Below are 19,280 nucleotides of genomic sequence, written 5' to 3' on the forward strand. Positions count from 1 at the left end.
CGGGCGCGCCACGCCCGGATTCCGGCGCACCGGGCCGGACGGAGTGCGCTCGGGCGCGGGCTTCCCGCACGCCGAGCGTCGCCGCCCCGCTGTCGATTGCCTCGAGCTGTTCCTTGATCACCTTCAACGGCAGGTACTGGTCGCGTTGCGCGGTCAGTACGAACCGGAGCCGTTCCACATCCGCCACGGAGAACCTGCGGTAGCCCGAAGGCGTCCGCTCCGGCCGGATCAGGCCCTCCGCTTCCAGGAAGCGGATCTTGGAGATGGTGACGTCGGGAAAGTCGGGGCGCAGCAGGTCGAGCACGGAGCCGATCGACATCCCTCCGCGTGCCCACTGCGCCGCACCGGTCACAGCGCCAGGTCCTTCATGACTCCGAGCCTTTCATGAGTGCGCGACCCGGCGCCGACGCTGTCATAGACTCCCCGCGCCCGCCGACGAGTCGGACACCTGGGCGCGCGGTCCGGTGAGGAACACCAGCCGGAACTTGCCGATCTGGACCTCGTCACCGTTCTGCAGTTCGGAGGAGTCCACCGGCTCCCGGTTCACATACGTGCCGTTCAGGCTGCCCACGTCGACGACCTGGAAGGAATCGTCGTCCTGACGGAACTCGGCGTGCCTGCGGCTGACGGTGACGTCGTCGAGAAAGATGTCACTGTCGGGGTGGCGCCCCGCCGACGTGGTCGGCTGATCCAGCAGGAATCGCGAGCCCGCGTTCGGGCCGCGCTTGACGACCAGGAGGGCCGCGCCAACGGGCAGACCCTCGACCCCTTGGACCGGCTGCTCGCCGGTCGGCTCTCCGGAGCGCGACGCGTCGACCTCGTTCAGGAAATCCGCGCGGAAGACCGACGTCGTCTCGGCCGCGGTCTCCCCGTAACCCGGGTCTTTGTTCTCGCTCACCGTTTCTCTCCTCCTCGAACCTGATTATCCATGCAAGCAGGTGATGCCTCTGGCACCACGACCTGCCGTCGAGTCTCTAGATTCCCGGCGCAGCCGCCGGGTGCATCTGTTGGCATTGACCGTACCCTGCCGGGCCACACCCGTGCAGGTAGAACTGGGAAGGCTGCCTCAGCCCCCGATAACTCCTTGATAACCTGCGGCATCGAGCAGTTCACCGAGCGTCGCGTCGAGACTCGCCGCATCGCCGACCTCCAACTCGAACAGCCACCCGTCACCGTAGGGATCGGTGTTCAACGTCTCCGGCTCCGAGGTCAGCTTGTCGTTCACCGCAACGACTTTCGCGCTCAGCGGCGCGTAGATGTCGGACACGCTCTTGGTCGACTCCACCTCCGCGATGCTGTCCGCGGCGGCCACGTCCGCGTCCGTCTCGGGCAGCTGCACGAACACAACGTCACCGAGTTGAGACTGGGCGTAGTCGGTGATGCCCACCCGCACCCGGGTCGGGGCGATCCGGCGTACCCACTCGTGCTCCTCGGTGTAGCGCAGATCCTCGGGGGTCTGGGTCACAGGCCGTCCTTTCGTTTGAACGTTGCACGCAAACTCTATCGGCTAGGCCGTCCGATGCCCCACAGCCGGTATCGCTCTTGCGACCGCGATGGCTTTGGCGGTGTAGAGCACGCCGGTCCAGACGTAGACCGCGGTGCCCCAGATCAGCAGCGCTCCGCCGAAGGCGCGCCCGAAACCGGCGGCGGCCCAGTCCATCTGCCCGGCCAGCAGCCACGGCAGCGCGGACATCAGCGCGAAGGTGGCCGCCTTGCCCAGGTAGATCACCTCCGGCGGGGGCAGGTCGCGGCGCTTGTACACCGACAGCGTCGCGGTGAGCACCAGGTCGCGCCCCACCAGGATCACGGCCACCCACCACGGGATCAGGCCGCGGATGACGAAGGCCGCCAGCGTGGTGACCAGATACAGCCGGTCGACGAACGGGTCGAGCAGGGCGCCCAGCCGGGAGGACTGCTCGAGCAGCCTGGCGAGCTTGCCGTCCAGGAAATCGGTGACGCCGCTGAGGACCAAGAGAGCGAACGCCCAGCCATCGGCCCGCTCGATCAGCAGCAACCACAGGAACAGCGGGACGCCGAGCAGGCGCAGCACGCTCAGCACGTTCGGGACGGTCAGGATGCGGTCGGCGAAGACGCCCCGCACTCCGCCGTCGGCGGCGCGTTCCTCCGGTTGGGCGGTGCCCGATTCGGTTGTCACGCCCCGTGCATACCCCACCGAGCCCGGTCATCGCCATCCGCACGGGCCGAATTTCCGGATATCGGGGTGGCGTGCCCGTGCGAGGATGGTTCCCGCCACAGCACGGCGATGACAGAATGATTTGAAATATTTCTCACCGTGTGGCCGGGGAGCGAGAGGAAGTCATGTCCGCATTCGACTACGACGTGGTGGTGATCGGCTCCGGCTTCGGCGGCAGTGTCAGCGCCATGCGGCTCACCGAGAAGGGTTACCGGGTCGGCGTGCTCGAGTCGGGCCGCCGCTGGAACGCCGAGGACATCCCGCGCACGAATTGGAATGTCCGCAAATCGATCTGGGCGCCGCGCCTCGGCCTCACCGGTCCGCAGCGGATCAGCCTGCTCGGCAAGTGCGCGGTGTTCTCCGGCGCGGGCGTCGGCGGCGGCTCGCTGATCTACGGGAACACCCTCTACGAGCCCCTGCCGAACTTCTACACCGACCGGCAGTGGGCGCACATCACCGACTGGCGCGCGGAACTGGCGCCCTACTACGACCAGGCCAAGCGCATGCTCGGTGTCGCGCCCAACCCGCGCACGACTCCGGCCGACGAGGTGATCCGGGAGATCGCCGACGACCTCGGCGTGGCCGACACCTACCACCCGACCGATGTCGGGGTGTTCTTCAACGAGAGCGATCCCGGCACCGAGGTCGACGACCCCTACTTCGGCGGAGCGGGCCCGCGCCGCAACGGCTGCGTGCACTGCGCGCGCTGCTTCACCGGTTGCCCGCACAACGCCAAGAACACCACCACCACGAACTATCTCTACCTGGCCGAGCAGGCCGGTGCGCGGGTGCACCCGCTGACCACCGCCACCGCCGTGCGGCCGTTGCCCGGCGGCGGGTACGCCGTCGACACCGAGCGCTCCGGCCGGTGGATCCGCAAGCAACGCAGAACCTTCACCGCCGAGCAGGTGGTGTTCGCGGGCGCCGCGCTGGGCACCCAGAAACTGCTGCACAAGATGCGCGACGACGGCGTGCTGCCGCACCTCTCCCCCCGCCTCGGCGAGCTGACCCGCAGCAACTCCGAGGCCATCCTCAACGTGGTGAGCCGGGCCCGCCGCGACTTCGCCGAGGGCATCGCGATCACCTCATCGATCCACCCGGAGCCCGACACCCACGTCGAGGTGTGTCACTACGGCAAGGGCCAGAACGCGCTGTTCCCGATGTCGGTGCCCATCGTGGACGGCGGCGCGTTCCGCTTCCTGCGCTTCCTGCTGGCGATCGTGCTGCATCCGCTGGTGTTCCTGCGCAGCCTCGACGCCAGGCACGCCTCGGAGAAATCGGTGATCCTGCTGATCATGCAGTCGCTGGACAACTCGCTGACCTCGTTCCGCAAGCGCGGGCGGCTGCGCACCAGGCAGGGCACCGGCGAGCCGAACCCGACCTGGATCCCGCTGGCCCACGACATCGGCAGGCGCTTCGGCGCGAAGGTCGACGGCGACACCCACGGGCTCATCATGGACGTGTTCGACATCCCGGCCACCGCCCACTACATCGGCGGCTGCGTGATCGGCGACAGCCCCGACACCGGCGTGGTGGACCCCTACCAGCGGATCTACGGCCATCCCGGCCTGCACGTCGCGGACGGCTCCGCGGTCACCGCCAATCTCGGCGTGAACCCCTCGCTGACGATCACCGCGCAAGCCGAGCGCGCGATGGCGTTCTGGCCCAACCGCGACGATCCCGACCCTCGACCGGAACTGGGGTCGCCCTACCGGCGCATCGCCGCGGTGCCGCCCGCCCGACCCGCCGTGCCCGGGGACGCGCCGGGCGCGCTGCGGTTGCCGATCGAGCCGGCGCCGCCCCGCATCCCGGCTCCGTGAGTCCGACACCACACGGCACGCACGGTTGCCACCGGCTAGCGTGATCCGTTGTGTCAGACAGTGGTATCGACCTGCGCTCCTATGTTCCCGCGGAGGAGGTGCTGGCCAGGGGACGCGCGCTGCGGCAGCGGGTTCCGGTCGTCGCGAGGGACCGGGAGGCCACCGGCGCCCGGCGTCCGGGCGTGCTCGACTTCGTCGCGGCGAGCAACGCGGGCCGGTTGCCGCATCTGATACCGCTGCGGATCGGGCGGATGATCGCCTCGCCGTTCACCTTCTACCGTGGCGCGGCGGGTTTGATGGCGGCCGATCTGGCCGGTGGCCCGGACAGTGGTCTCACCGCCCAGCTCTGCGGTGACGCGCATCCGGCGAATTTCGGCCTGTACGGCACCGCGCGCGGCGAGATCATCATGGACATCAACGATTTCGACGAGACCGTGCCCGGTCCGTGGGAGTGGGACCTGGAGCGCCTCGCAGCCGGTCTGGTGCTGGCCGGGCGGGAGGGGGGCGCCGACGAGGACGAGTGCCGCACCGCGGCGCGCGACGCCGCCCGTTCCTATCGACTGGCCGTGGCGGAGCTGGCCGCGATGCCGTTCATGACATCTTGGTGCGCGCTGCCCGACGAGTCGGTGCTCGCCAGGGCCAAGGCCGACGACCTGCTCGACGACTTCAAGAAGGCGGCGAAGAAGGCGCGCAAGAACACCAGCGCCAAAGTGGTCGCCAAGTGGACCGAGCACCTCGAGGATCACCAGACCGGCATCCGCAAGCACCGCTTCGTCAGCGATCCCCCGATTCTGACGGCGGTGGACGAGCGCGTCGCGGAGGCGGTGATCGGTGGGCTGGAGCGCTACGCCGACACCCTGCCCGAGTCGCGGCGCAACCTGCTGGCCCGTTTCGCGGTGTCCGACATCGCCTTCCGGATCGTCGGGACCGGCAGCGTCGGCCTGCACAGCTACCTGGCGCTGCTGCACGGCAACGACGGCGAGGCGCTGGTCCTGCACGTGAAGCAGGCCGCGGCGGCGGCGCTGGCCCCGTTCCTGCCGACGCCCGCCGTCCGGCACGAGGGTGAGCGAATCGTACGGGGCGCCAGACTCGTTCAATCCGAGTCGGACATCCTGCTCGGCTGGACGTCCATCGTCCCTGGCGGCGACGGCGCGGAAGTGCCGTTCATCGTCCGGCAGTTCCGCAATATGAAGGGCAGCATCGATCCCGCCGAGCTGCCCGCGGACGATCTCGACGACTACGGGCGGCTGGCGGGCGCGCTGCTGGCCAGGGCCCATTCCCGCTCGTTGGACCCGCGTCTGCTCGCGGGATATCTGGACGGCGACGAGCGCTTCGACGACGCGGTGGCCGCGTTCGCGGTGCGCTATGCCGACCGCACCGAAGCCGACCATGCCGAACTGACCGAGGCCGTGCGCGCGGGCCGGATCGACGCCGAGCAACCGGACTAGCCCGGCCGCCGCGCTGCGCGCCCGACACGCCGTCGGGCGGCACTGGCGCGGCGAATCCGTTGCGGCACCTCGTATCCTGTCCACTGTCGAGTGCCGACGTGAAGGGTGGACGCCAATGCTCGTGCGAGTCCAGAACGCCGCAGGCACCAATGCCGAGCGGGCGCTGATCGATTGGCTGCGCACCTGGAAGGACCCCGACAGTCCGCACGGTGTCGCGACCATCACCTGCAGCCTGTTCCACAAGGATCGCCTGCACCAGTTCGATGCCGTGGTCTGGACCCCGACCAGCTGCGTGGTGATCGAGGCCGACGCGCTGACCGCTCGCCAGGACGGCGTGCTGGAGGTCCCGCTGAATGGCGAGTGGACCGTCAACGGCGAGCCGGTGGCGACGGAGAGCCGCGACCGCCGCACGCCGCTGGACAAGTCCCGCGAGCACACCTTCGCGTTGCAGGAATGGCTGGCCGCCCGCGGCCTCGGGCAGCGGGTGGTGCACGGCGTCGCGCTGCTCGTCCCGATGCCTGGCGCCCAGCTGAAGCTCGAACAGCGGTGGGCCGACCCGAGTTTCGACGTGATCATCGGCGACGACCCGAGGCGGCTGCGGCACTATTTCGACGCGCTCGCCACGGAGGAGAAATTCCTCTGGACGGCCAACGACGTCGCTGTCGCGTTCCGCGGTCTCGGCATCCTGCCGTACCTGCCCGCGCCGCAGGAGTTGCTCAACGAGGGCTTCCTCGGCCCGATCGACATCACGCTCTGGCACGGCGGGCCCAACCAGGCACAGGCCGAGGCCTACGCGGAGGAACTCGCCCAGGCCGAACGGGAAGCGCAGGCGTCCGGCTTCGTCATCAGGGCGCCCTGGTACAGCCCGTGGAAGCTGTACCCGCGCGAGTCCGGCGACCTGGACTTCGGGCGCGCGGTGATGCGCACCGTGCTGGCCATCGGCATGGTCATCGGCTTCGTCTGGGTCGTGTGGTTCCTGGTCACCGCGCTCACGACGTACGGACCGGGCTGACCGGCCGCCCGCGAGCGCGGCGGCCGGGCCGCTACGACGAGGCCGGGACCGGCTGGTCGCGCTGGAAGACGCTGGCGTCGTCGAGCATGGCCGCGCGCAGCATCGTCTCCGGCACGCCCATGGCCTCCACCAGGGTCAGCGCGTGCGGACGCAGCCGGTCGACCAGTTCGTTCACCCCGCGGCGCACGGCCTTGGCCCGGTCCACCGACATGAACCGGTGCATGATGTACCAGGCCTGGTTCTCCTCGATGGTGGAGTAGACGAACAGGTCGCACATCCAATCGGCGAGTTCGCGCGCGGCCGGGTCCTCGATGTCGGAGATGCCTTCGATGAACGCCTCGAGCACCAGCCGGTCGATGTGCGCCGCGCCCGCGGCCAGGATGTGGTCCTGGGCGTTGTTGAACGCCTCGAACGGGCCGGTCTCCTCGGCCCTGGCGCGCAGCCGGTGCGCGGCGGTGCGGACCAGGTAGTCCTCGCGGTCGGCGAACAATTGCAACTGCACCACCCGGCGCGACAGGTCGCCCTCGTCGATGGAGTCGTCCCCGCGGTCGCGCAGGGTCTGGATCAGTTGACGCACACCGGACCGCTTGCGCACCACGTCACCGGCCATGGTCGCGGCGAAGCGCACCCAGCCCAGCGCGTCCAGGTCGCGCACCTCGTCGGCGTAGGCGGTGAGCAGTTCCTTCGCCACCAACTGGGTCAGCACGACGTTGTCGCCTTCGAAGGTGGTGAAGACATCGGTGTCGGCCTTCAGGGTGACCAGCCGGTTCTCCGTGAGATACCCCGCTCCGCCGCACGCTTCGCGGCATTCCTGGATGGCGCGGGTGGCATGGGCGGTCTGCGCGACCTTCAATCCCGCGGCGCGCTTCTCCAGCGCGCGCTGCGCGCCCGGCTCGAGATTCTGGCCGGTTTGCACCAGGTGCATGCGCCGCACCAGGTCGTTCTGCGCGAACGCGAGCGCGTAGGACTTCGCGACCAGCGGCAGCAGGCGGCGCTGATGGCTGCGGTAGTCCAGCAGCACGGTCTCCACGCCGGTGTCGGGGTCGGAGAACTGTCGGCGCTGCAGTGCGTAGCGGACCGCGATGCTCAAGGCCACGCGCGCGCCCGCCGCGGCCGCGCCGCCGACGCTGACCCGGCCGCGGACCAGGGTGCCCAGCGTGGTGAAGAACCGGCGGCTGGGGTTCTCGATCTCGGAGCTGTAGGTGCCGTCCGGAGCGACGTCGGCGTAGCGGTTGAGCAGGTTCTCCCGTGGCACGCGCACGTGATCGAAGACGATGCGCCCGTTGTCCACGCCGGGCAGGCCGCCTTTGAGCCCGTCGTCGTAGGTGGTCACGCCGGGCAGATCGGCGCCGTTCTCGTCGCGGATCGGCACCAGCAGGCAGTGCACACCCTTGTTCTCCCCGCGCGTGATCAGCTGCGCGAACACCGCGGCCATCCTGGCGTGTTCGGCCGCGCCGCCGATGTAGTCCTTGCGCGCCGACGGCGTCGGCGAGTGCACCACGAACTCCTCGGTTTCCGGGTCGTAGGTCGCCGTGGTCTCCAGGTTCGCGACATCGCTGCCGTGCCCGGACTCGGTCATCGCGAAGCAGCCGAGCAGATCGAGCGAGATCAACCGCTCGATGTACTCGCGGTGCCGTTCGGTGCCGAGGTTCTCCACGGCGCCACCGAAGAGCCCCCACTGCACGCCCGATTTGACCCACAGCGACAGATCCGCGTACGCCAGCATCTCCAGGCCGACCACCGCGGCGCCCGGCTCACTGGTGCCGCCGTTCTCCCTGCGGAAGCCGCGCTCGGCGAACCCCATGGTGGAGATCGCCTTCATCTGCTCGAGCACCCGCGCCCGAGCGGCCTTGTAGTCCAGGTAGGGATCGGCGGTGAACTCCTCGCCGGCCAGCAAGGTCCGGGCTTCGTCCCGGACAGCCGCCCATGGTCCGTCGAGTGCCGCGCGAAGGTGGTCCGCCGTCGTTGCCGTGCCGCTAGTCATGTCTCGACGATAGCCCCGTTCACGCGCGGCAAACCGTGACGCAGGACAAGTCGGCGCGAGGTCTTGCTCGACCGTTGAACGAGTGTTTAATATACTGAACATGTGTTTAACCAACAGTCCGTTCCGCAAGGATCCGCCGAGGATCTGACCACCGCGGCGCGCATTCGCGATACCGCGATCGAGGTGTTCGGCGAACACGGTTTCCAGGTCGGAGTCCGCAAGATCGCCGCAGCCGCCGGCGTCTCCCCCGGCTTGGTCAACCATCACTTCGGTTCCAAGGACGGCCTACGGGCCGCCTGCGACGACCGGGTGCTGCAGTTGATCCGCGACGAGAAGGTCAAGGCGATCACCGCGTCGTCGATGAAGACGGGCATGCTCGACGCCCTGGCCGAGATCGAGTCGTACGCGCCGCTGGTCGCCTACATGGTGCGCAGCCTGCAGGCGGGGGGACCGATGGCGGAATCACTGTTCGAGCACATGGCCGCCGATGCCGAGGGATACCTCGAGAAGGCGGTCGAGGCGGGCACGATCAAACCGAGCCGCGACCCGGCGGCACGCGCCCGATACCTGATGATGCTCAACGTCGGCGCAACGATGCTGTACATGCAGATGCGCCAGCACCGCGACGAGAAGATCGACTATCGCAAGGCGATTCGCGAACTCAGCGAAGAACTCACCCCACCGGCCCTCGAGTTCTACACCCAGGGGCTGCTCACCGATCCCACGATCTTGGACACATTCACCAAGGAGAAGTGATGTCCGACATCATCGAAGTCCGCGATCTGCGTAAGACTTTCGGTCACGTCACCGCGCTGGACGGCCTCGACCTCACCGTCGCCGAAGGCGAGATCCACGGCTTTCTCGGCCCCAACGGCGCGGGCAAGTCCACCACCATCCGGGTGCTGCTCGGCATCCTGCGCGCCACGGGCGGACAAGCGCGGCTGTTCGGCCGCGACCCGTGGGCCGACGCGGTCGCCCTGCACCGCGAATTGGCTTATGTGCCGGGCGATGTCACGCTCTGGCCGTCGCTGTCGGGCGGGGAGACCATCGATCTGCTGTCCCGGATGCGGGGCGGCCTCGACGAGCGGCGGCGTGACGAGCTGATCGAGCGCTTCGATCTCGATCCCCGCAAGAAGGCGCGCACCTATTCCAAGGGCAACCGCCAGAAGGTCGCGCTCGTCGCGGCGCTGGCCTCCGACGCTCCGCTGCTGCTGCTCGACGAGCCGACCTCGGGTCTGGACCCGCTGATGGAGCAGGTCTTCCGGGAGTGCGTGCGCGAGGCGCGGGAGCGCGGCGCGACCGTCCTGTTGTCCAGCCACATCCTGTCGGAGGTCGAAGTGCTGTGCGACCGGGTGACCATCATCCGGGCCGGGCGCACGGTGGAGAGCGGGTCGCTGTCGGATCTGCGCCATCTGTCGCGCACGTCGATCACCGCCGAATTGACCGGGGACGCGGGCGATCTGAGCCGCATCCCGGGCGTGGAGGACATCGAACTCGACGACCACACGCTGCGCTGCCAGGTCGACAACGAGCACCTCGGCGAACTGATCCGGGTGCTCGGCGACGCGGGCGTGCGCAGTCTGACCAGCACGCCGCCCACCCTCGAGGAGCTGTTCCTGCGGCACTACCACGTCGACGGTCACGGCGCCGAATCCGGCGCGGCCACCGGGGAGAAGGTGCGGGCATGACCACCGCCATCGCCGGCCGAGCCCCGGCGGCGCAGGCCTTCGGCGTTTCCGGCGACTTCGCCGGCACCGGGCAGTTGCTGCGGCTGTATCTGCGGCGCGACCGGATCGTGCTGCCGCTGTGGACGCTGCTGATCGGATTGATGCCCGCGTTCCAGGTCGTCAGCATCAAGGATCTCTACGACAACCAGGCGGCCCTGGACGGCTTCGCGCGGACCACGGCCGACAGCCCCGCGTTGATCGCCATGTACGGCCCGGTGTTCAGCTCGGCGCTCGGGTCGATCGGCACCTGGAAGGCCGGGGCCATGTACACCATGATCGCCATCGCCACGGTGCTCACGGTGATCCGGCACACCCGCGTCGAGGAGGAGACCGGACGCGCGGAACTGGTGGGCGCCACCAGCATCGGGCGCTACGCCGGCCTGACCGCCACCGTGATCATGACCTACGCGGGCGCGGTGCTCGCCGGGGTCGTGTGCGCCCTGTCGCTCTACGGCACCGACCTGCCCCTCGGGGGATCGGTCGCCTTCGGCTCCGCGCTAGCGGCGTCTGGCATCGTCTGGGCCGCGGTCGCCGCGGTCGCCGCTCAGGTGAGCGCGGGCGCCAGGGTGGCGCGCGGCGTCGCCTTCGGCGCGCTCGGCGCGGCCTTCGCCCTGCGCGCGGTCGGTGACGCCGGGAACGGTGTGCTGTCCTGGTTCTCCCCGATCGGCTGGTCGCTGCAGATCCGCCCGTACGCCGAGGAACGCTGGTGGGTGCTGCTGCTGTTCGCCGCCCTCGCCGTGCTCGCCACCGCGGGCGCGTACGCGTTGCTCGGCAACCGCGACGTCGGTTCGGGGCTCATCGCCGAGCGTCCTGGGCCGTCCGCGGCGGCGCCGATCCTGTCCGGCCCGTTCGGGCTCGCCTGGCGGTTGCAGCGCGGCACCCTGCTGGCGTGGACGATCGGCTTCGCCCTCTACGGACTGCTGATCGGCGGCGCGGTCGACAGCGTCGGCGACATGCTCGACGGCAGCGCGTCCATCCGTGACATGGTCACCAGGATGGGCGGTTCACAGCAGTTGCAGCAGTCCTTCATCACCTACGCGATCACGATGCTCGCCGCGGCCGCGTCCGCCTACTCGATCTCCGCCGCGCTGCGGTTGCACGACGAGGAGACCAGCGCCAGGGTCGAGGCCACGCTGTCCGGCGCCGTCGGGCGCGTCCGCTACGCGCTGAGCCACATCGGCTTCGCGCTGCTCGGGCCCGCCGCGGCGCTGCTGATCGCCGGCGTCGCGATCGGCATCGTCTACGGCGGCACCGGCGGCGACCTCGGCACCAAGCTCGGCCAGTCGCTGGCGGCGGCCGCCGTGCAGGTGCCCGCCGTGTGGGTGGTCACGGGCATCGCGGTCGCGCTCTACGGCGTCGCACCGCGGTTCGCGCCGGTCGCGTGGGGCGTGCTCAGCGCCATGGTGGTGATCTTCTTCGTCGGCTCGCTCGACGGCCTGCCGCACTGGATGCTCGATCTCGTGCCGTTCGTCCACCCGCCCAAGGTGCCCGGCGCCGCATTCGAAGCCGAGCCGCTGCTGTGGCTGCTCGCGCTCGCCGCGGCACTGCTCGCCGTCGGCATCACCGCCTTCCGCCGCCGCGACCTGCGCTGACAGGTCCCCTTCATGGCCCGCGCGAATCCACTTCGCGCGGGCCACTCGCGTCGGACGCGGTTCGACTCGACACACGGCGCTTTCGGCCGCGTCTAGCGTGTCACCCGGCGTGCTCGATTCCCAGCTTCCCCGCCAGGCGGGTGAGATAGGCCCGGACGTCCTCCGCGGACCGATCGGGCAGTCCGAAAACCGCTTCGGTGACGCCGGATTCGGCCCAGCGCGCCAACTGCGCCGCGTCGTGCCGCCCGGCGAGCGCCACGATCTCGGGGCTGTCGGCGCGCTCGTGCTCGCGCCATACCCGGTGCAGCAGAGCGATCTTCGGGTCCAAGTCGTCCTCGGTGGGCGTGGTGATCCATCCGTCGGCGTGCTTCGCCAGCCAGGTGAAATTCTTCTCGGTGCCCGCCGCGCCGAGCAGGACCGGAATGCGCTTCTGCACCGGCTTCGGCCAGGACCAGCTGGCGCCGAAGGTGACGAACTCGCCGTCGAAGCGGGCTTCCTCTTCGGTCCACAGCGCACGCATGGCGTCCAGGTGTTCCCGCAGCACCGTCCTGCGCTTGCCCGCGGGCACGCCGTGGTGCGCCAGTTCGTCGGTGTTCCAGCCGAATCCGACGCCGAGGCTGACCCGGCCGCCGGAGAGATGATCCAGCGAGGCGATGGTCTTGGCCAGCGTGATCGGATGGTGTTCGGCGGGCAGCGCCACCGCGGTGGACAACCCGATGCGCTCGGTCACCGAAGCGGCGGTGCCCAGCGCGACCCACGGGTCCAGGGTCCGCAGATAGCGGTCGTCGGGCAGGCTCGCGTCGCCGGTGCGCGGGTGCGCCGCGGCGCGGACCACGGGGATGTGGGTGTGCTCGGGGACATAGAACGTGTCGAATCCGGCACGCTCGGCGGCCACCGCCGCCTCCGCGGGGGTGATGCCCCGATCGCTGGTGAACAACACGATTCCGTACCGCACCGTACGCGCTCCCATCGCCGAAATTAGAACAAGTTCTACCACGGATCGCCGGACCCACCAAGGGGCCGGGCACAACCGGCGCGCCGCCGCGACCCGCACGGATGCCGAGAAGTCATCCGATGACTAGGTTCGCCTCCATGAGTCCTGACGCAACTTCCGTAGGCGATCCCACCACCGAACGGGTGGATCACTTCGGCTGGCGTCGCGGGCTTCGCCTGCGGCGCGCCCGGCCGATCCCGGTCGTCACCCAGGCCGTCGGCCTGCTGGTCGCCGACCGGCAGGCGACCGCGGACACCATCGTCACCGCGCCGACGCCGTTGCAGCCGATCGACCTCACCGACGACGCCAGGGTGGCCGAAGTCCTCGACCTCGCGGTCCGGGTCGGCGAAGTGGTGCTGGCCTCCGGCACCGGCGTGGTGGACACCACCACGACGGTCCGGTTCATCGCCGCCACCTACGGGCTGTCCCGTTGCAGCATCGACGTCACCTACGACGCCATCCGTATCTGGGCCGACCGCGGCCCCGCGCTGCCACCGGCCAGCACCATGCGGATCGTGCACTACCGCGCCCTGGATTTCACCCGGCTCGCCGCCGTGGACCGGCTCACCCGCCGGATCCGCAACGAGGTGGTCCCGCCGCAGCAGGCCCGCGCCGCACTGGACGCGATCACCTCGGCCCCGCACCCGTATCACCGGTGGACGGCCACCGCGGCGTGGTCGCTGATGGCGGCGGCGATCGCCGCGCTGCTCGGTGCGGGCGCCCTCGTGGCCGCGGTCAGTTTCGCGACCACCGCGGCGATCGACCGCACCAATCGCGTTCTCAATCGTTACGGGCTTCCGTTCTTCTTCCAGCACATGGTGGGCGGGGCCATCGCGGCGATCCCGGCCATCGTGCTGGCGAGCCTCGCCGCGCGCCTGCGGATCGACGTCGACCCGACCCTGATCATCGCGGCCGGAATCACCGTGCTGCTGAGTGGATTGCAGCTGGTCGGCTCGGTGCAGGACGCGATAACCGGCGCGCCGATCACCGCCACTGCCCGCATGCTCGAGGTGATGATGATGACCGGCGGCATCATCGCCGGCATCGCGCTCACCCTGCGCATCGCCGATCTCCTCGACGCCACCGTGCCGCCGGTCTATCTGACCTCATCCCGCGACATCACCGATCTGCCGGTGAAGATCCTGGCCGGCGCGGTGGCGGCCCTGGCGTTCGCGCTCGCCTGCTACGCCGAGCGGCGGGCGCTGGCCGCGGCGGCGGGCAGCGGCGCCGCGGGCATCATCTGCTTCCTCGCCATCCAGGAGGCCGGTTTCGGCCCGGTGATCTCCTCCGGCGTCGCCGCGACGCTGGTCGGCCTGGCCGGTGGTCTGATGGCCCGCCGCGCGCTGACACCGCCGCTGGTCGTCGCCGTCGCGGGCATCACGCCGCTGCTTCCCGGCCTCAAGGTCTACCGCGGGCTCTACGCGCTGCTCAACGACGAACTGCTGATCGGGGGCAATCAGCTGCTGTCGGCCTTCGGCATCGGCTGTGCGCTCGCGGCGGGCGTCACCCTCGGCGAGTGGTGCGACCGCACCGTGCGCAGGCCGCGGATACTGCGCCGGTTCGGCTCGCTGCGCCGCCCGATCGTCCGGCGCCGCCGACGATCGGCGCCCGTGCACTGAGCCGCGAGGCGCATGCGCGCCGAACCCAGGCCCGGTAACCTCTTATCGAACTGGTCAGGGCGCCGCGATCGGGCGGCGCCCCGGTGTGAGGTGAGGTGGTTCGGACATGTCGGAAGCAGTGCCGTTCTCGACGCAGATCCGCACCGCCACCGCGCGACAGCACGCGGAGGCGGAGAACTCCCGCTTCATGAGCGACATGCTCGGCGGATCGCTCGGCGTCGACTCGTATCACCGCTACACCGGTCAGCTCTGGTTCATCTACCGCGCGCTCGAACAACGGTGGGCGACGCTGGCCGACGACCCGGTGGCGGGGCCGTTCATCCGGCCCGAGCTGGCCCGCACCGCCGAACTCGAGCGCGACCTCACGCATCTGCTCGGTCCCGGCTGGCGAACCGGCCTGGAACCGCTGCCCGCCACCGCCGCCTACGCCGAACGCATCGACGAGTGCGCGCGCGAGTGGCCCGCGGGCTACATCGCCCATCACTACACCCGTTACCTCGGCGACCTGTCCGGCGGGCAGGTCATCCGCGGCACCGCGGAGAAGCTGTGGAACCTGCCGCATCGCGGCGACGGCGTCCGCTTCTACGTCTTCGACGGCGTCCGCAATCCGGCGGCGTTCAAGCGCGAATACCGCGGCCTGCTCGACCAGCTGGACCTCGACGATCTGGAGCGCCGCCGGGTGCTCGACGAGGGCAAGCGCGCCTTCGCGCTGAACACCGCGGTCTTCGAGGAACTCGCCGAGGAATTCCCGGCCGCACAGTAGCCCGATCGCCCTACGGCGGGCAGCCTTTCGGCCGTCGTGCGCGAACGCCGCCGCCGTGGGACAGTCGTGGTATGAGAGCGCGCCGTCGCATCGCCGTGGTTCTTGCCGGTCTTTCCGGCGCCGTTCTGGTAGGAGGGTGCGGCACGACGTCCGATCCCGGCACCGGCCCCGGCTCGTCGACGGCCGCCGGGATCGTGCCCCTGATCTCGACGAACGACCTGCGTGCCGCCCAACCGGACGAAGTGCACCTGTTCGGCTTCAACGATCTGCACGGGAACTTGCAGCCGCCGAGCGGATCCAACGGGAAGATCGCCGAATACGACGCGGGCGGAGCCGCGTATCTCGCCACCCATCTCGCCCGGCTGAAGGCGGCGTATCCGGCCAGCGCCGTGCTGGCGGCCGGGGACAACATCGGAGCCAGCCCGCTGGTCTCCAGCCTGTTCCACGACGAGCCGACGATCGGCTTCCTCAACGACGTGGGCGTGGCCGCGTCCGCGGCCGGCAATCACGAATTCGACGACGGCGTAGTGGAATTGGCGCGCTTGCAGCGAGGAGGGTGCGCCTATGACGGATGTTCGCCCGGCGCCCCGTTCACCGGCGCGAAGTTCCCTTATCTGGCGGCGAACGTCACCGACGCGCAGGGCGGCCCGCCGCCCGCGCTGCGCCCGTGGACCATGCTGGAGGTGGGCGGCCATCGGATCGGCGTAGTCGGCACGGTGACGCCGGAAACCGCGAGTATCGTGCTGCCCGAGGGCATCCGGGGCTTCCACTTCGGTGACGAAGCCGCCGCGATCAACCGCTACGTGCCGGAGCTGAAGGCGGCGGGCGCCGAGGCGATCGTGGCTCTGGTCCACGACGGCGGTTCCCAGCGGCCCGAGCGGGGCACGGCGCTGGACTACAACGGGTGCGCGAACGTCACGCCGAACGTGACGGGACTGGCCGAGCGCATCGACCCCGCGGTCCGTGCGGTCTTCACCGCCCACAGCCACCAGCCCTACGTGTGCACCGTCGGTGGCAAGGTGATCACGCAGGCAGCCTCGTACGGGCGGCTCGTCACCGATGTCACGCTGCGTTTCGGCGGCGACGGCGTACAAGCCTCCGCGGTCAACCGCGTGGTGACCCGCGAGGTGACGCCCGACGCGGCGACGACCGCGCTGATCGATTTCTACACCGAGCAGTCCCGCCCGCGCGCGGGCCGTGTGGTCGGCGCGACCGCGACCACCCTCCCGCACGATCCGGCACCGGCGGGCACCTCGCCATTGGGCGATGTGATCGCCGATTCCATGCTGTCGGCCACCGCGGGCCCGGCCGCCGCCGTCGCCGCGTTCATGAACCCCGGCGGCGTGCGCGCGGATTTGAAGCAGGGACCGGTCACTTACGGCGACCTCTTCACCGTCCAGCCGTTCGGCAACCAGGTCGTCACGCTCACGCTGACCGGCAGCCAGATCCTGCGCCTGCTGGAGCAGCAGTGGAACGACTCCGGCAGGGCGACGATCCTGTCTCCGGCGGGGATCGGCTACGCCTACTCCGGCACCGCCCCCGCGGGCGCGAAGGTGATCGCGGACAGTGTCCGCATCGCAGGTCAGCCGCTCGACCCGGTCGCCACCTATCGCATCACGACCAACAACTTCCTGGCTTCGGGAGGCGACGGATTCACCGTCTTCACCGAGGGCTCCGACACCACGGTGGGTCCGACCGACCTGGATGCCATCGAGACATTCCTGCGCGACAAGCCTCCCCTGCGGACGCCACCCGCCCGCGTCGAGAAGAAGTAGCGGCATCGGACGCCACTCATTTGCTGGACACTCGACCAGAACGCGGGTAACTGGAAATCTTTGTAACACATACCGTTTGACCTGCGCGTACGGGTGATCAGTCCCACATGGTGAACGGGTCATGATCGCTTGCCGGGGCCGCGGACGGTCGATTACTGTTGAGTAATAAGTCAGGACGAAGGTGTTCCTACTTTCGGCCCGACGTCTGTCGCTGGGGGCCGAATCACGCTGTCCGCATCCATTGCCGCATGCCGGATGACTTGTGCGACAACAAGGTTCGAGTGAACAGCAGGAGAGTGCGATGGCCACTTACATCGTGACGGGCGGAACCGGATTCCTCGGCAGGCGGGTGGTGCAAGACCTGCTCGACCACGACGCCGAAGCGATCGTCCACGTGCTGGTGCGCGAGACGTCGCTGGGGAAGTTCACCGATATCGCCTCGGGCTGGCGCGGCGCCGAACGGGTCTACGCCCTGATCGGCGATCTCACCGCCGAAGGGCTCGGCTTGGCGTGCGAGGCGCCGCGAGCCGACCACATCGTTCACCTCGGCGCCGTCTACGACATGACGGCCGATGAGGACACCGCGCACGCGGCGAATGTCACCGGCACGCGCTCGGTGCTGGCCCTGGCCGCCGAGCTGGGCGCGGTGCTGCACCACGTGTCGTCCGTGGCGGTGGCAGGCGACCACAAGGGCAAGTTCTTCGAGGAGGACTTCGACCTCGGACAGCAGCTGACCTCGCCATATCACCGCACCAAATTCGCCGCCGAGAAGCTGGTCCGCGAGTCGCGCGGCGTGCGCTGGCGGGTGTATCGGCCCGCGATCATCGTGGGCGATTCCCGCACCGGCGAGATGGACAAGATCGACGGCCCGTACTACTTCTTCGGCGCGATCGCGCGGCTGGCCACACTGCCGTCCGATCTGCCGTTGCCGCTGCCCGATCTGGGCGCGACGAATATCGTTCCCGTCGATTATGTTTCGGCCGCCATGAGCGAACTGATCCGCCGCCCCGGCCTGGACGGACGGACCTTCCACCTGGTCAACCCGGAACCGCAGCCGTTCGCCGAGGTGTACCGCGCGCTCGCCGCCGCGGCGGGCGCCCCGACCGGCCTCGGCACCGTGCCCGGCAGCGGCTTGGCCCTCAGCGGCCTCGCGCACATCCCCGGCGTCACCGCCGTGCGCGATTTCCTGCTGGAACAGGTGGGCATCCCCGCCGAAGTCGCTCCGCACACCTCGTTCTCCGCGGAGTTCATCAGCGACTCCACCCGCGCCCAGCTGCGCGGCGCCGGACTGACCGTGCCGTCGTTCGACAGCTACGCCGAGCGGTTGTGGCAGTACTGGCGCGATCACCTCGACCCGCAGCGCGGCCGCGTGTCGGTCACCGGCGACCCGCTCGCCGGACGGATCGTGCTCATCACCGGCGCTTCCTCCGGGATCGGTCTGGCCACCGCGCACGCGGTGGCCCGGCGCGGCGCCACGGTCCTCATGGTCGCGCGCGGTCACGACGACCTGGCGGCCGCCGCCGAGGCGGTCCGCGCGGAAGGCGGTGTGGCGCATACCTATCCGTGCGACATCACCGACTCCGAAGCGGTCGAGAAGCTGGTGCAGTGCGTCCTCGACGACCACGGCCACGTCGACTACCTGGTGAACAACGCGGGCCGCTCGATCCGCCGCTCGGTGCTCAATTCCACCGACCGGATGCACGACTTCGAGCGCACCATGGCGGTGAACTACTTCGGCGCCGTTCGGTTGATCCTCGGGCTGCTGCCGTCGATGCGGGCGCGCCGCTTCGGGCACGTGGTCAACATCTCCTCGATCGCGGTGCAGACCAAGGTGCCCCGGTTCGCCGCCTACGTGGCGAGCAAGTCGGCGCTGGACAACTTCAGCGAGATCGCCGCGGTGGAGAACCGGGATGCCGGGATCACGTTCACCTCGGTGCGGATGCCGCTGGTGCGGACCCCGATGATCGCGCCGACCGACCTGTACCGCTCGCTTCCGGTGCCGGATCCGGATGAGGCCGCCGCGATCGTGGTGCGCGCGCTCGTGGACCGGCCGCATCGCATCGACACGCCGGTCGGCACCTTTGCCCAGGCGGTCGAGTTGCTGATGCCGTCGGTGAAGCGCCAGATCATGCACCAGGGCTTCCGGCTGTTCGGGGAGTCCCGCGCGGCGGCAGGCGACTCGCACCGCCGTCCGGCCGACCCGGCGCCCGCCGCAGAAGCGTCCGGCGGCCCCCTGTCCGCGCTGGCGCCGGTGATCAAGCCGCTCATGGCGCTGCCAACGCCTGCGGCGCGCGTCGCGCGCGTCGTCCCGGGTTTGCAGTGGTAACAGCGCACTGCTGAGGATGGGACCGG

The 19,280-nt window shown here is 69.7% G+C and carries 16 protein-coding genes; 10 read left to right on the top strand and 6 right to left on the bottom strand.

Annotated elements, in window-relative coordinates; all coding sequences use genetic code 11:
• The 4 genes from ftsR to NB3_RS32670 form a co-directional block, all read right to left on the bottom strand.
• Positions 1-319, bottom strand: a 319-nt coding sequence (ftsR, locus tag NB3_RS32655; RefSeq protein WP_244892174.1) for a transcriptional regulator FtsR, incomplete at its 3' end; no start/stop codon positions are given.
• A gap of 93 nt (positions 320-412) precedes the next feature.
• Complete coding sequence (gene odhI / locus NB3_RS32660; RefSeq protein ID WP_040866480.1) at positions 413-898, bottom strand: oxoglutarate dehydrogenase inhibitor Odhl; 486 nt, start codon at positions 896-898, stop codon at positions 413-415.
• Between the two features lie 168 nt (positions 899-1,066).
• A complete protein-coding gene (gene gcvH / locus NB3_RS32665) occupies positions 1,067-1,465 on the bottom strand; it encodes a glycine cleavage system protein GcvH (RefSeq protein ID WP_067811038.1) in 399 nt (132 codons plus the stop codon).
• A 42-nt stretch (positions 1,466-1,507) separates the two neighbouring features.
• Positions 1,508-2,101, bottom strand: a complete 594-nt coding sequence (locus NB3_RS32670) for a CDP-alcohol phosphatidyltransferase family protein (protein ID WP_067811099.1) — start codon at positions 2,099-2,101, stop codon at positions 1,508-1,510.
• 218 nt (positions 2,102-2,319) lie between these two features.
• On the opposite strand from NB3_RS32670, the gene NB3_RS32675 reads away from it, so the two are divergent.
• The 3 genes from NB3_RS32675 (at position 2,320) to NB3_RS32685 (ending at position 6,474) form a co-directional block, all read left to right on the top strand.
• Positions 2,320-4,014 carry a GMC oxidoreductase gene (locus NB3_RS32675; protein WP_067811041.1) on the top strand — a complete coding sequence of 565 codons (1,695 nt, stop codon included), beginning with the start codon at positions 2,320-2,322 and terminating at the stop codon, positions 4,012-4,014.
• A gap of 50 nt (positions 4,015-4,064) precedes the next feature.
• Positions 4,065-5,462: a DUF2252 domain-containing protein gene (locus NB3_RS32680; RefSeq protein WP_067811045.1), complete on the top strand. Its 1,398-nt coding sequence runs from the start codon at positions 4,065-4,067 to the stop codon at positions 5,460-5,462.
• Positions 5,463-5,577: 115 nt separating this feature from the next.
• Positions 5,578-6,474: a nuclease-related domain-containing protein gene (locus tag NB3_RS32685; protein ID WP_067811048.1), complete on the top strand. Its 897-nt coding sequence runs from the start codon at positions 5,578-5,580 to the stop codon at positions 6,472-6,474.
• A 31-nt stretch (positions 6,475-6,505) separates the two neighbouring features.
• On the opposite strand, the gene NB3_RS32690 is transcribed toward NB3_RS32685, so the two are convergent.
• Entirely contained in the window at positions 6,506-8,458 is a 1,953-nt protein-coding gene (locus NB3_RS32690; RefSeq protein WP_067811051.1) for an acyl-CoA dehydrogenase family protein, read from the bottom strand.
• 102 nt (positions 8,459-8,560) lie between these two features.
• Between NB3_RS32690 and NB3_RS32695 the strand changes: the two genes are divergently transcribed.
• The 3 genes from NB3_RS32695 to NB3_RS32705 are packed head-to-tail and all read left to right on the top strand — an operon-like array spanning position 8,561 to position 11,777.
• The gene (locus NB3_RS32695) at positions 8,561-9,214 is read left to right on the top strand and encodes a TetR/AcrR family transcriptional regulator (protein WP_067811054.1); all 654 of its coding nucleotides are present in this window, start codon (positions 8,561-8,563) and stop codon (positions 9,212-9,214) included.
• Positions 9,214-10,146, top strand: a complete 933-nt coding sequence (locus tag NB3_RS32700) for an ABC transporter ATP-binding protein (RefSeq protein ID WP_067811102.1) — start codon at positions 9,214-9,216, stop codon at positions 10,144-10,146. Before NB3_RS32695 ends, NB3_RS32700 begins: the two co-directional genes overlap by 1 nt.
• Positions 10,143-11,777 (top strand): ABC transporter permease, encoded by a 1,635-nt coding sequence (locus NB3_RS32705; protein ID WP_067811057.1) that lies wholly within the window; start codon positions 10,143-10,145, stop codon positions 11,775-11,777. The genes NB3_RS32700 and NB3_RS32705 overlap by 4 nt, the downstream gene beginning before the upstream one ends.
• 100 nt (positions 11,778-11,877) lie before the next feature.
• Here the strand turns inward: NB3_RS32705 and NB3_RS32710 are convergent, their stop codons facing one another.
• Complete coding sequence (locus tag NB3_RS32710; protein WP_067811105.1) at positions 11,878-12,732, bottom strand: LLM class F420-dependent oxidoreductase; 855 nt, start codon at positions 12,730-12,732, stop codon at positions 11,878-11,880.
• Positions 12,733-12,869: 137 nt separating this feature from the next.
• Here NB3_RS32710 and NB3_RS32715 point away from each other — a divergent pair, with 137 nt between their 5' ends.
• The 4 genes from NB3_RS32715 (at position 12,870) to NB3_RS32730 (ending at position 19,254) form a co-directional block, all read left to right on the top strand.
• Positions 12,870-14,390, top strand: coding sequence for a threonine/serine exporter family protein (locus NB3_RS32715; RefSeq protein WP_084823869.1), 1,521 nt, complete (start codon positions 12,870-12,872; stop codon positions 14,388-14,390).
• A gap of 106 nt (positions 14,391-14,496) precedes the next feature.
• Entirely contained in the window at positions 14,497-15,153 is a 657-nt protein-coding gene (locus NB3_RS32720) for a biliverdin-producing heme oxygenase (protein ID WP_067811060.1), read from the top strand.
• A 71-nt stretch (positions 15,154-15,224) separates the two neighbouring features.
• Positions 15,225-16,928 (top strand): bifunctional metallophosphatase/5'-nucleotidase, encoded by a 1,704-nt coding sequence (locus tag NB3_RS32725; RefSeq protein ID WP_084823870.1) that lies wholly within the window; start codon positions 15,225-15,227, stop codon positions 16,926-16,928.
• Between the two features lie 301 nt (positions 16,929-17,229).
• Entirely contained in the window at positions 17,230-19,254 is a 2,025-nt protein-coding gene (locus NB3_RS32730; protein WP_067811063.1) for an SDR family oxidoreductase, read from the top strand.
• Positions 19,255-19,280: the final 26 nt, after the last annotated feature.

It is taken from the genome of Nocardia beijingensis NBRC 16342, assembly GCF_001612785.1.
Classification (GTDB): Bacteria; Actinomycetota; Actinomycetes; order Mycobacteriales; family Mycobacteriaceae; genus Nocardia; species Nocardia beijingensis.

Bases quoted from the DNA above. Each gene is read 5' to 3' on its own strand.
- NB3_RS32675 (WP_067811041.1), top strand. From the start codon at position 2,320: ATGTCCGCATTCGACTACGACGTGGTGGTGATCGGCTCCGGCTTCGGC.
- NB3_RS32685 (WP_067811048.1), top strand. From the start codon at position 5,578: ATGCTCGTGCGAGTCCAGAACGCCGCAGGCACCAATGCCGAGCGGGCG.
- NB3_RS32690 (WP_067811051.1), bottom strand. From the start codon at position 8,458: ATGACTAGCGGCACGGCAACGACGGCGGACCACCTTCGCGCGGCACTC.
- NB3_RS32700 (WP_067811102.1), top strand. From the start codon at position 9,214: ATGTCCGACATCATCGAAGTCCGCGATCTGCGTAAGACTTTCGGTCAC.
- NB3_RS32705 (WP_067811057.1), top strand. From the start codon at position 10,143: ATGACCACCGCCATCGCCGGCCGAGCCCCGGCGGCGCAGGCCTTCGGC.
- NB3_RS32715 (WP_084823869.1), top strand. From the start codon at position 12,870: ATGAGTCCTGACGCAACTTCCGTAGGCGATCCCACCACCGAACGGGTG.
- NB3_RS32720 (WP_067811060.1), top strand. From the start codon at position 14,497: ATGTCGGAAGCAGTGCCGTTCTCGACGCAGATCCGCACCGCCACCGCG.
- NB3_RS32725 (WP_084823870.1), top strand. From the start codon at position 15,225: ATGAGAGCGCGCCGTCGCATCGCCGTGGTTCTTGCCGGTCTTTCCGGC.
- NB3_RS32730 (WP_067811063.1), top strand. From the start codon at position 17,230: ATGGCCACTTACATCGTGACGGGCGGAACCGGATTCCTCGGCAGGCGG.